Genomic DNA, 12,582 nt, shown 5'->3' with positions numbered 1-12,582 from the left:
TCATGGTGCTGATACCCAGAATCGAACTGGGGACCTCATCCTTACCAAGGATGCGCTCTACCGACTGAGCCATATCAGCATTTAAAACTTGAGAAACCCGCTCTGAAAGCGGGTTTCAAAAATTAAAAGCCTGGCGATGTTCTACTCTCACATGGGGAAACCCCACACTACCATCGACGCTATTTCGTTTCACTTCTGAGTTCGGAATGGAATCAGGTGGGTCCAAAACGCTATGGTCGCCAAGCAAATTCTTAAAATTCGGAAAGCTGTTTCTATTCTCTACACATTCAATGTTCTTACATCGAGTCCATCAAAACCCTTTGGGTGTTGTATGGTTAAGCCTCACGGGCAATTAGTACAGGTTAGCTCAACGCCTCACAGCGCTTACACACCCTGCCTATCAACGTTCTAGTCTCGAACAACCCTTCAGGATACTTAAAGTATCAGGGAAGACTCATCTCAGGGCTCGCTTCCCGCTTAGATGCTTTCAGCGGTTATCGATTCCGAACTTAGCTACCGGGCAATGCGTCTGGCGACACAACCCGAACACCAGAGGTTCGTCCACTCCGGTCCTCTCGTACTAGGAGCAGCCCCCTTCAATCTTCCAACGCCCACGGCAGATAGGGACCGAACTGTCTCACGACGTTCTAAACCCAGCTCGCGTACCACTTTAAATGGCGAACAGCCATACCCTTGGGACCGACTTCAGCCCCAGGATGTGATGAGCCGACATCGAGGTGCCAAACACCGCCGTCGATATGAACTCTTGGGCGGTATCAGCCTGTTATCCCCGGAGTACCTTTTATCCGTTGAGCGATGGCCCTTCCATTCAGAACCACCGGATCACTATGACCTGCTTTCGCACCTGCTCGAACCGTCATTCTCGCAGTTAAGCGGGCTTATGCCATTGCACTAACCTCACGATGTCCAACCGTGATTAGCCCACCTTCGTGCTCCTCCGTTACTCTTTGGGAGGAGACCGCCCCAGTCAAACTACCCACCAGGCACTGTCCGCAACCCCGATTAGGGGCCAACGTTAGAACATCAAACATACAAGGGTGGTATTTCAAGGACGGCTCCAACGCAACTGGCGTCACGTCTTCAAAGCCTCCCACCTATCCTACACATGTAGGTTCAATGTTCAGTGCCAAGCTGTAGTAAAGGTTCACGGGGTCTTTCCGTCTAGCCGCGGGTACACTGCATCTTCACAGCGATTTCAATTTCACTGAGTCTCGGGTGGAGACAGCGTGGCCATCATTACGCCATTCGTGCAGGTCGGAACTTACCCGACAAGGAATTTCGCTACCTTAGGACCGTTATAGTTACGGCCGCCGTTTACCGGGGCTTCGATCAAGAGCTTCGCTTACGCTAACCCCATCAATTAACCTTCCGGCACCGGGCAGGCGTCACACCGTATACGTCATCTTACGATTTTGCACAGTGCTGTGTTTTTAATAAACAGTTGCAGCCACCTGGTATCTGCGACTCTCGTCAGCTCCATCCGCAAGGGACTTCACCATCAAGAGCGTACCTTCTCCCGAAGTTACGGTACCATTTTGCCTAGTTCCTTCACCCGAGTTCTCTCAAGCGCCTTGGTATTCTCTACCCGACCACCTGTGTCGGTTTGGGGTACGATTCCTTACAATCTGAAGCTTAGAGGCTTTTCCTGGAAGCATGGCATCAATGACTTCACTACCGTAGTAGCTCGACGTCGTGTCTCAGCCTTAAGAGTGTCCGGATTTACCTAAACACTCAGCCTACGCACTTGAACCTGGACAACCGTCGCCAGGCCCACCTAGCCTTCTCCGTCCCCCCATCGCAATTGTAAGAAGTACGGGAATATTAACCCGTTTCCCATCGACTACGCCTTTCGGCCTCGCCTTAGGGGTCGACTTACCCTGCCCCGATTAACGTTGGACAGGAACCCTTGGTCTTCCGGCGGGGAGGTTTTTCACCCCCCTTGTCGTTACTCATGTCAGCATTCGCACTTCTGATACCTCCAGCATGCTTTACAACACACCTTCAACGGCTTACAGAACGCTCCCCTACCCAATGTTCAAAGAACATTGCCGCAGCTTCGGTTTACAACTTAGCCCCGTTACATCTTCCGCGCAGGCCGACTCGACTAGTGAGCTATTACGCTTTCTTTAAATGATGGCTGCTTCTAAGCCAACATCCTAGCTGTCTAAGCCTTCCCACATCGTTTCCCACTTAGCTGTAATTTGGGACCTTAGCTGGCGGTCTGGGTTGTTTCCCTCTCCACGACGGACGTTAGCACCCGCCGTGTGTCTCCCGGATAGTACTTACTGGTATTCGGAGTTTGCAAAGGGTTGGTAAGTCGGGATGACCCCCTAGCCTTAACAGTGCTCTACCCCCAGTAGTATTCGTCCGAGGCGCTACCTAAATAGCTTTCGGGGAGAACCAGCTATCTCCGAGTTTGATTGGCCTTTCACCCCTAGCCACAAGTCATCCGCTAATTTTTCAACATTAGTCGGTTCGGTCCTCCAGTTGATGTTACTCAACCTTCAACCTGCCCATGGCTAGATCACTCGGTTTCGGGTCTATATCCAGAGACTATGGCGCCCAGTTAAGACTCGGTTTCCCTACGGCTCCCCTAGATGGTTAACCTTGCCACTGAATATAAGTCGCTGACCCATTATACAAAAGGTACGCAGTCACACCACGAAGGTGCTCCTACTGCTTGTACGTACACGGTTTCAGGTTCTATTTCACTCCCCTCACAGGGGTTCTTTTCGCCTTTCCCTCACGGTACTGGTTCACTATCGGTCAGTCAGGAGTATTTAGCCTTGGAGGATGGTCCCCCCATATTCAGACAGGATAACACGTGTCCCGCCCTACTCGATTTCACTGAACATGCATCGTCAACTACGGGACTATCACCCTGTATCGTCGGACTTTCCAGACCGTTCGTCTAACACATGTAAAGCTTAAGGGCTAATCCAATTTCGCTCGCCGCTACTTTCGGAATCTCGGTTGATTTCTTTTCCTCGGGGTACTTAGATGTTTCAGTTCTCCCGGTTCGCTTCATTGAGCTATGTATTCACTCAATGATACTGGCTTATGCCAGTGGGTTTCCCCATTCGGAAATCGTAGACTCAAGTGGCTGTTACTGCCTCATCTACGCTTATCGCAAGTTACTACGTCCTTCATCGCCTCTGACTGCCAAGGCATCCACCGTGTACGCTTAGTCACTTAACCATACAACCCCAAAGGGTCTTTGTTAAACAACCAAAGTTGCTATCTCATTATTTGAATGAGCGAGATAGCGTTGATTTTGCCGGACTCAATTTCGAATAGTCACTAAAAGTGACCTTCCCAAGAACACTTGAATGTGTTTGTTGGTGTTTGTCCTAAAGACAAACATTGAGAACTTTACAAACAACAATAAATTGTTGTTTTGTCAGCTTTCCAAATTGTTAAAGAGCAGATTTCTTTCGAAACCATTTTTAAAGATTCTTAAGGAAAAACCCTTAAAGATGGTGGAGCTAAGCAGGATCGAACTGCTGACCTCCTGCGTGCAAGGCAGGCGCTCTCCCAGCTGAGCTATAGCCCCATCGTTTGAGTGGTGGGTCTGAGTGGACTCGAACCACCGACCTTACGCTTATCAGGCGTACGCTCTAACCACCTGAGCTACAGACCCACTAGATACTCTAATCTAAACCGTATCAATCTGTGTGAACACTCATCGCAATAATCATCGTATAAGGAGGTGATCCAGCGCCAGGTTCCCCTAGCGCTACCTTGTTACGACTTCACCCCAGTCATGAACCACAAAGTGGTGAGCGTCCTCCCGAAGGTTAAACTACCCACTTCTTTTGCAGCCCACTCCCATGGTGTGACGGGCGGTGTGTACAAGGCCCGGGAACGTATTCACCGTGGCATTCTGATCCACGATTACTAGCGATTCCGACTTCATGGAGTCGAGTTGCAGACTCCAATCCGGACTACGACGCACTTTTTGGGATTCGCTCACTTTCGCAAGTTGGCCGCCCTCTGTATGCGCCATTGTAGCACGTGTGTAGCCCTACTCGTAAGGGCCATGATGACTTGACGTCGTCCCCACCTTCCTCCGGTTTATCACCGGCAGTCTCCCTGGAGTTCCCGACATTACTCGCTGGCAAACAAGGATAAGGGTTGCGCTCGTTGCGGGACTTAACCCAACATTTCACAACACGAGCTGACGACAGCCATGCAGCACCTGTCTCAGAGTTCCCGAAGGCACTCCAGCGTCTCCGCTAGATTCTCTGGATGTCAAGAGTAGGTAAGGTTCTTCGCGTTGCATCGAATTAAACCACATGCTCCACCGCTTGTGCGGGCCCCCGTCAATTCATTTGAGTTTTAATCTTGCGACCGTACTCCCCAGGCGGTCTACTTAACGCGTTAGCTCCGAAAGCCACGGCTCAAGGCCACAACCTCCAAGTAGACATCGTTTACAGCGTGGACTACCAGGGTATCTAATCCTGTTTGCTCCCCACGCTTTCGCATCTGAGTGTCAGTATCTGTCCAGGGGGCCGCCTTCGCCACCGGTATTCCTTCAGATCTCTACGCATTTCACCGCTACACCTGAAATTCTACCCCCCTCTACAGTACTCTAGTCTGCCAGTTTCAAATGCAGTTCCGAGGTTGAGCCCCGGGCTTTCACATCTGACTTAACAAACCACCTGCATGCGCTTTACGCCCAGTAATTCCGATTAACGCTCGCACCCTCCGTATTACCGCGGCTGCTGGCACGGAGTTAGCCGGTGCTTCTTCTGTTGCTAACGTCAAATGATGCCGCTATTAACGACACCACCTTCCTCACAACTGAAAGTGCTTTACAACCCGAAGGCCTTCTTCACACACGCGGCATGGCTGCATCAGGCTTGCGCCCATTGTGCAATATTCCCCACTGCTGCCTCCCGTAGGAGTCTGGACCGTGTCTCAGTTCCAGTGTGGCTGATCATCCTCTCAGACCAGCTAGGGATCGTCGCCTTGGTGAGCCCTTACCTCACCAACTAGCTAATCCCACCTGGGCATATCCTGACGCGAGAGGCCCGAAGGTCCCCCTCTTTGGCCCGTAGGCATCATGCGGTATTAGCCATCGTTTCCAATGGTTATCCCCCACATCAGGGCAATTTCCCAGGCATTACTCACCCGTCCGCCGCTCGCCACCCGAGAAACAAGTTTCTCTGTGCTGCCGCTCGACTTGCATGTGTTAGGCCTGCCGCCAGCGTTCAATCTGAGCCATGATCAAACTCTTCAATTAAAAGTTTTTTGAAGCTTGCGCTTCGGCTCAATGAATACTGAATAAATTGACTGTGCTCTTATTGGCTTTCACTTTTAAAAAAGTGAAACAAAACAGCTCAAGGCTGTTACCAACTTGATTTGGTCACTCAGTTCATTGATAAATCTTTTGGATTATCATCAACGAGTGCCCACACAGATTGATAGGTTTATATTGTTAAAGAGCTTTGCTTTTCGAGAAGCTTTTCTCTCAAAGCGGAGGTGCATTCTAGCGAGTTAATTTGAAGAGTCAAACACTTTTTCAAATTTATTTTCTCAGAAGCTTTTGCCTCACCCGACCTTGCTGAAGCCTTACGCTGTCTGCCGTGTCGGTGGATGCGCATTATAGGGAAGGTAGTTTCATTGGCAAGTGCTATTTGCCATTTTTTCTAAAAAAAACGTTCGAGTGATGATTATTCACTCAAACGTTTATTTGTCGTAGTTTTATCTTCAATATATAAAGAAGATATTCACAAAATTCTGTGGATAACTAATCGTCACTATCAAAGAAATAAGAAATTCGTGAGCGAGGGTTTAAGTACTCTCTCACTTTGTCAGGTAATTTATTAGGATGAATTGCACTGACTATCTTTATATCTTTGTCCGCTAAATCGATGATGGGCGCCTGAGTTCTTGGTACTGCTGGGTCGTACATCAAAACATTGGGATACAGTAGATGAGCCGCATTGACGGAAATGACCAGCCCGACCATGTTATTGGAAAGTTGTACGACCGTACCTGGTGGAAACACTCCCATGAACTTAATGAGAATATTCAGGTTCTCGGCACTATAGAGGTGCTTGCAGTTCTTATATAGATGAGATAGTGCGGTGTAGGGAATTTTCTGTTCTGCAGGAATGTTGTGATGGCATAAATTGTCGAAAGCATTCGCCACCGCAATCACTTGTGTCAGCTCGTCAATTTCATTTTCCTTTAAACCATCAGGATAACCGGAACCATCATTGAGCTCATGATGCTGCGCAATGACCTTTTTTGCACTATCTGGAAAACCATCTACTGTATTGGCTAAATCCAATCCGTACTTGGTATGCAGTTTGAGGTAATTAAACTCAGGATCAGTGAGTGGCGTTTGCTTACGGACAATCGCAGAGGGAATTTTTATTTTACCGATATCGTGAAACAAAGCGGCAAATGAAAGTTCTTTTAGCTGTGCCGCACTAAACCCTTTTGCACGGCCTATCATCATCGCGATGACGGACACGTTTAATGAGTGAAAATAGATATCTTCAAATTCACTTTTCCCATTCATGAGATGAAGGGTCACATTGTCATCACTCATCAATTTTTCAACGATGTCATCGATGAGTTGTTTTGCTTCATCAACCGCATCGGTCGGACGATTGCGAATTTTGGTCATGACAGAGCGCATTCTCGCCAACGAACGTTCAAATTCTTTTTCGCATTGAATGACACGACGTCGGTAAGAACTTAACTTCTCGATACGCTTTTGCTTTTCATCCCAAAGCTTTTTGGTTTCGCCATCAAGTTTTTCAGATTGCTGTTCACTTTCAGAAAGGTTTTGCTGATTGGCAGGCAATGGCTGCGTATCACTCTGATTAACATTGAGGAAGACCCACTTCACGCCCAAGTGGCGAATCATTTCCACTTGTTCCTGATCCTTGATCTTGAAGCTATTAAAAAGAAAAGGGTGCTCGTTCCACTTCAACGGCAGACGTATATGTAATCCAGGTTGAATACGATCTACTGTAATTTTGATAGTTGCCACTTCTCGTTAAGACCAAAATTTCCAAAACAAAGGCGAAATTTTAGTGGATTTTGTCAATTAATTCATCAATAACAATTCACATTTCCAATCACTATCAATTTGTAAATTTACAGTGAATCATCCAACGAATACCAAATTTGTCTTCAACCTTTCCTAAACGACTGCCAATAAAGGTGTCAGTTAAAGGCATCATCACTCGCCCACCATCAGCCAATTGATCAAACAACTTTAGTTGTATGTCGAGATCATCAACGCACAGAGACAACGCCATATTGTTTCCCGCTAACTCCTTGGCAACGACACCGTCTGAGAGCATCAGATGGATACCATTCACTTCAAATTCGGCATGCATAATCCAATCAGGTTCTACCGATTCAATATATTGAGGGGCATCTTTGAACAAACGGATGTTGGTTACGCGTCCACCAAAGCAATGATGGTAAAATTCGAGAGCTTCTGCACAGCGTCCAGCAAAGTAAAGGTAGGGAGTAAGTTGATACATATCTCTCTCCTTGTTATGTCTCTTACAAAGATAGTCAACAATTCAACTTACTGCAGGTGTCTGATTCGATTAAATTGTACGGTCTGCATTCCGCCTTTTTAGTATCGGCTGAAAACCGTCTAAAGGGGTGAGTGGTTGATCTTTGATGAGATGAATCAAGGTTTGAACCGCCACTTCCGCCATCTCACTAATCGGGAAATGCACCGCTGTCACGGTCGGATAAAGGCTCTCACACAGATCGACACTATCAAAACTGACTATAGATATTTGCTCTGGAACTGCGATTTTCTTCTCATGCAAATATTGCAGTGCACCAATCGTCATTTCTTCACTGCAAGAAAATACCGCCGTCAATGTAGGTTCACGTTCAAGCAAAACTTGCATCGCGCGGTAGCCACTTTTTCGACCATAATCACCTTCAATGCATAATGCCCCCCCTCCTTGATGCTCTATCTGCTTCATTGCATCTAGATAGCCTTGTTTTCTCAGTTGACTGTTATACCGTTGGCTTGGGCCAGTAATGCAACCGATTTGACGATGACCTTGATGAATTAGATGATTCACAGCGATCAAACTAGCTGCTCGATGATCGAAGGTAATACAACGTTCTTCCAATCCTTCGACGTATCTATCTAATAAGACGAACGGTGTTGTTTGCTGAGCTAACTCTCTCAAATCATCATCAGATAAGTAACGGCTGTGCAAGACGTAGCCATCACAACGTAGGTCATGAAAGCGTTGTATTGCATCTCGTTCACCTTGCGCGGAATGGTGTCCTTGAGCGGTGATGAGAAATTTATTGTGTTGATCTAACTCGGTTTGAACACGGTCCATCATTTCTCCGAAGAAACCACCTGTATAGTAGGTAACTAATAGCCCCACCATATTGGAAGAAGATGTGGCCAGTGAGCGCGCTATAGCACTTGGTCGGTAGTTGAGTTGCGCCATCGCCCATTCAACTTTCTTCTTGGTTTCTTCTTTAAATTTGCCTTCGCCATTAATAATGCGCGATACGGTAGAGCGGTTTACACCAGCAAGCTCTGCTACATCTTTAATTCTTGCCATTCCTTCAACCCAATTCGAAGCGCTCAGAGCTTCTTCATAAAAAGTGACTGCCAGCAACTTGAAAGGTGACTAGGGGGCGATGCTGGCAGTCTTAATCATACACAGCTGTGCAGTGGTGCAAAAATCAACTCGGAATAATCCGTGACTTCGATATCATGCTTTCTCAAACTTAGCTTGAGTTCATCACTGGTTAAAATGGCCAGTTCAAGTTCTCTTTGTTTGGCATAACCACTGCAAGCTTCTAACGCAGTGTCCACGATGGCGGGGTGACACATCACTTCTACAACGTCATAGTGCTCTTTTAACGTCAACAAGTGCTGTATCAGCGAATCGTGCCCTACTCGCTTGTCATAGAAATGATCGGTAAAGTGATAGCGGCAACCAAACTCTTCTTCACCAGCCAATCCCGTGCTTCGCAGCGGTACTTGATAGGTTCTCGCAATGTCGTAAATAACAGGTTCAAACTGTGGATGAGTATGCGCATGGTGGTGACTATCGATATGGCTCAAGTTCAATCCCAGCGCTAAAAAGTACTCAACTTGCGCTACCGCTTCGTTGTGTATCGCAATAGGATCGTAGTCTCGTCGATGCCAAAATTGCCCATAAGGAGTGAAATCGCCGTCTCTGCCGACTAGGTTTTGCTCTTCCGTTAGCGGTCTCCCCGCAGTGAATCTGAGATGAAGGCCCACTTTTAACTCTGGCAAATGGTTAGCCAACTCAACTGCATGGGCTTCTGCGGGCATACCAACCATCATCGTAGTTGAGCGTACTACGCCATCTAAATGAGCATGGACAATGCCATCATTCACCCCTCGCGTGAGGCCAAAATCGTCAGCGTTAAAAATAACTTTCATCTCAACATCCACCTTATTATTAAAGAGAGGTTAACTTAAACTGCGGTAAGTACTCTGCATTTTCTTGGAGAATATCGTCCAAAATCAGCTTAGCTCTACCAATATCAGGAACCAATGGATTATTCGCTAATGCCATCAAGGCCTGATGGTAATCGCCATGAACAGCAGCTTCGATCGCTAATTGTTCATAGGCTTTCACTTGATGTAACAGTCCACTGAGTTTTGGTGACAAAGTGCCTATAGCAATCGGCTTAGCTCCCCAACTTCCTACCACAGAACTGCATTCAATCACGGCGTTATCCGGCAACGTATTTATCGCACCATTATTTAAGACGTTAACCACATGGATACTGTTTCGGTTGTTGTAAATCGCATCCACCAAGTTTAATGAAGCATCTGAATAGTACGCCCCACCACGTTGCTCTAACTCTTCGGGTTTATGATCTAAACCGGGATCTTGATAAAGCTGGAACAACGCTTTTTCTGTTTCCATCACCTGCTCAGCTCGCGTGCCTTTTTCTCGCGCGCTTTGCTTCTCTTCAGCCAACATTGCGTCGGTTTGATAAAAGTAGCGATGATAAGGACAAGGAATGGCCCCTAAAGCTTTTAAGAAGGTTGGATCCCAAGGTTCTTCCCAAATGTTCTTCATGCTGAAATTGGCACCATCACCAACTTTTTCCAACACGGTCTCCGTGATATTTTTTCCGTCTAGCCAAGCGTTATGTACCCATACCAAGTGATTAAGGCCAGCAAACTCAAGCTGCAATTCCTTGGGTTCGCAATCCATCATCTCTGCAATCATCATTTGCATTGAAACTGGCACATTGCATAAGCCAATGCTTTTCACCTTGGAGTACTTGCTTACCGCTTCGGAGACCAACCCTGCTGGATTGGTAAAGTTCAGCATCCAAGCTTCAGGTGCTAGCTCTTCGATATCTCGACAAATATCGAGGATCACCGGGATGGTGCGCAGGGCTTTAGCAAACCCACCTGGCCCAGTGGTTTCTTGACCAATCACATCATACTTCAATGGGATGCGCTCATCACTGGCTCGGGCGGCTAATCCGCCTACACGAAATTGTGTCATGACAAAATCGGCACCCAAGATCGCTTCTCTACGATCAAAGCCAGCTTTGATCTCAATCTTAGCGCCAACCTTATCCACCATTCTTTGCGATAACTGACGAATGATCTCCAGTTTTTCTGCACCCGCCTCAATATCGACAAAATGGATTTGCTCTACTGGCAGAAATGCTGCTCTTTTTAATACACCTTCGACTAACTCAGGGGTATAGCTACTGCCTCCCCCGATAATCGCAAGTTTTAGTCCTTTTCTAGACATAAGACTTCCTCATCCAGCCAACTGCTTATGAAGTTCGACCATTTCTACTGCAAGCTCATGAGCCAAGATTGTCGTCATAAGGTGATCCTGTGCATGCACCATGACCAATGTCATAGGCACTTTGCCTTCACCTTGATCTTCTTCAATCAGCTGCGTTTGCACTAAGTGTGACTTGTTCAAACACTCCTTTGCTTGAGCCAGTTTTTCGTCCGCCAGCACAAACTCTTTCTGCCGTGATAATTTCAATGCTTCAAAGCACAAACTTCTTGCTTCACCTGCATTACAAATGATTTCCATCACCACCAGTTCTTGTTCCATTTTTCTCTCCTCCAAAGAGAGGCTGCGACTTCGCAGCCTCAAATCTCGATAAATTAAGCGGTAACACCTTGGCCACTGGCTTGTGGCTGCTCTTGAGATTCTGTGTTGGGTTGCTCTTGCTCCAGAATCTGTTTCTCAAACATTTTGAAAAATGGCAGATAGATGAAGAGATCAAGGATCAGTAACCCAACAACGAGGAGAATCGGCGTAAATGTCCAGCCACTTCCCCACGATGCACCGATGATGGCCGGAGTTGTCCAAGGCGTTGTCGCTACGCCCATGCCAACAAAGCCAAACTGCACAGCAAAATAAGCGATGGTGGCGTTAATCACCGGAGCAAAAACAAATGGTAGGAAGAGAATTGGGTTCATCACCACAGGGCTACCGAAGATAACGGGTTCGTTAATCTGGAAGAGTCCTGGTACCGCACTCATACGACCAATGCTCTTTAAATGCGCTGAACGGCTGAAAGACATCAACATCACTAGCGCTAATGTCGCACCAGAGCCACCAATAAAGATGTAGAAATCCCAGAATGGCTGAGTAAAGACGTTTGGAACTGGCTGTCCGGCAACGAACGCATCAATGTTTGCACTGATATTAGTTAGGAAGATAGGAGAAAGCAGGCCAACAACAATGGCCGCACCGTGAATACCAGCAAACCACAATAGCTGACAGACCAGCAAGGCACCAATAATAGCAGGAAGTGTATTGGATGCGCTGATCAGAGGTTTAAACATTGCCATAACCGCATCTGGAATCAACATATCGTATTGGGCTTGCACGAATAAACTCAGCGGGTAGAGCGTAATAAAAATCGCTAAGACTGGTAGCAGAACCTCAAAGGATCGTGCAATCGCAGGAGGAACTTGTTCTGGCATTCGAATGGTAATGTTATGCTTCTTCATAAAGCGATAGAGCTCCACCGCGAAGAAGGCACACATCACTGCAGTGAAGATTCCCGTTCCGCCCATGTGTGCCATCGATAAAGCGCCATCTTTAGCCGGTGCTGCCACCAACAAAAAGCACATCAGTGATAACACAGCACTCGTGATGCCATCCATTTTGTAAGCTTTCGCCAAACTGTAAGCGACCCCCAACGAGACAAATATCGTCATGATCCCCATCGACATATTGAAGGGCATCATAATGGTATCGAAGTGCTTAGTAGCAAAATCTAACCACACTCGACCAAAAGTATTAGTGGTATCTTCTGAAAAAGGTGGAAAAGCAAAAATTAAAATAAAACTACCAACAATAATAAATGGCATGGCCACGATAAAACCATCACGCATCGCTCTCACGTGAGGCTGATTACCAACTTTAGCCGCTATTGGAGCAATATATTTTTCAACAACTCCAATTATCGCATCATAAAGCTTCATAGAATCCTTCCTTATTTTTAGACAAAGCAACCCTTAGCCATATTTAATATATGACCTGATTAACTTCTTAAAATTTTACGTTCGCG

At 46.7% G+C, this 12,582-nt stretch carries 7 protein-coding genes, 3 tRNA genes and 3 rRNA genes; all 13 read right to left on the bottom strand.

What is annotated here, in order from left to right; genetic code table 11:
- Nucleotides 1-3 precede the first annotated feature (3 nt).
- Nucleotides 4-79: transfer RNA gene (locus VV1_RS07075), tRNA-Thr, on the bottom strand.
- Nucleotides 80-128: 49 nt separating this feature from the next.
- Nucleotides 129-244: ribosomal RNA gene (gene rrf, locus VV1_RS07070) — 5S ribosomal RNA — on the bottom strand.
- A gap of 87 nt (nt 245-331) precedes the next feature.
- A 23S ribosomal RNA gene (locus VV1_RS07065) occupies nt 332-3,219 on the bottom strand.
- A gap of 279 nt (nt 3,220-3,498) precedes the next feature.
- Nucleotides 3,499-3,574: transfer RNA gene (locus tag VV1_RS07060), tRNA-Ala, on the bottom strand.
- Nucleotides 3,575-3,584: 10 nt separating this feature from the next.
- A tRNA-Ile gene (locus tag VV1_RS07055) sits at nt 3,585-3,661 on the bottom strand.
- A 62-nt stretch (nt 3,662-3,723) separates the two neighbouring features.
- Nucleotides 3,724-5,266 (bottom strand): 16S ribosomal RNA (locus tag VV1_RS07050).
- The 16S, 23S and 5S rRNA genes sit together here with 3 tRNA genes alongside, the layout of an rRNA operon.
- A 507-nt stretch (nt 5,267-5,773) precedes the next feature.
- A complete protein-coding gene (locus VV1_RS07045; RefSeq protein WP_011079445.1) occupies nt 5,774-7,030 on the bottom strand; it encodes a cyclic di-GMP phosphodiesterase in 1,257 nt (418 codons plus the stop codon).
- 94 nt (nt 7,031-7,124) lie between these two features.
- Entirely contained in the window at nt 7,125-7,532 is a 408-nt protein-coding gene (locus tag VV1_RS07040; RefSeq protein WP_011079444.1) for a VOC family protein, read from the bottom strand.
- 69 nt (nt 7,533-7,601) lie between these two features.
- On the bottom strand, nt 7,602-8,597 hold the full coding sequence (locus tag VV1_RS07035; RefSeq protein ID WP_011079443.1) for a LacI family DNA-binding transcriptional regulator: 996 nt from the start codon (nt 8,595-8,597) through the stop codon (nt 7,602-7,604).
- A 95-nt stretch (nt 8,598-8,692) separates the two neighbouring features.
- Nucleotides 8,693-9,451, bottom strand: coding sequence for a chitin disaccharide deacetylase (chbG, locus tag VV1_RS07030; RefSeq protein ID WP_026130615.1), 759 nt, complete (start codon nt 9,449-9,451; stop codon nt 8,693-8,695).
- A 19-nt stretch (nt 9,452-9,470) separates the two neighbouring features.
- Nucleotides 9,471-10,793 carry a 6-phospho-beta-glucosidase gene (locus VV1_RS07025; RefSeq protein ID WP_011079441.1) on the bottom strand — a complete coding sequence of 441 codons (1,323 nt, stop codon included), beginning with the start codon at nt 10,791-10,793 and terminating at the stop codon, nt 9,471-9,473.
- A gap of 9 nt (nt 10,794-10,802) precedes the next feature.
- A complete protein-coding gene (locus tag VV1_RS07020; protein WP_011079440.1) occupies nt 10,803-11,111 on the bottom strand; it encodes a PTS lactose/cellobiose transporter subunit IIA in 309 nt (102 codons plus the stop codon).
- Nucleotides 11,112-11,164: 53 nt separating this feature from the next.
- Nucleotides 11,165-12,496, bottom strand: coding sequence for a PTS sugar transporter subunit IIC (locus tag VV1_RS07015; RefSeq protein WP_011079439.1), 1,332 nt, complete (start codon nt 12,494-12,496; stop codon nt 11,165-11,167).
- Nucleotides 12,497-12,582 lie beyond the last annotated feature (86 nt).

Source organism: Vibrio vulnificus CMCP6 (genome assembly GCF_000039765.1).
Classification (GTDB): Bacteria; Pseudomonadota; Gammaproteobacteria; order Enterobacterales; family Vibrionaceae; genus Vibrio; species Vibrio vulnificus_B.
The sequence above is the reverse complement of the archived record's forward strand: the minus strand, read 5'-3'. Positions and strand labels throughout refer to the sequence as shown.

Excerpts from the sequence above, each read along its gene's own strand:
- VV1_RS07040 (WP_011079444.1), bottom strand. The coding sequence starts at position 7,532 with ATGTATCAACTTACTCCCTACCTTTACTTTGCTGGACGCTGTGCAGAA.
- VV1_RS07035 (WP_011079443.1), bottom strand. The coding sequence starts at position 8,597 with ATGGCAAGAATTAAAGATGTAGCAGAGCTTGCTGGTGTAAACCGCTCT.
- chbG (WP_026130615.1), bottom strand. The coding sequence starts at position 9,451 with ATGAAAGTTATTTTTAACGCTGACGATTTTGGCCTCACGCGAGGGGTG.
- VV1_RS07025 (WP_011079441.1), bottom strand. The coding sequence starts at position 10,793 with ATGTCTAGAAAAGGACTAAAACTTGCGATTATCGGGGGAGGCAGTAGC.
- VV1_RS07020 (WP_011079440.1), bottom strand. The coding sequence starts at position 11,111 with ATGGAACAAGAACTGGTGGTGATGGAAATCATTTGTAATGCAGGTGAA.
- VV1_RS07015 (WP_011079439.1), bottom strand. The coding sequence starts at position 12,496 with ATGAAGCTTTATGATGCGATAATTGGAGTTGTTGAAAAATATATTGCT.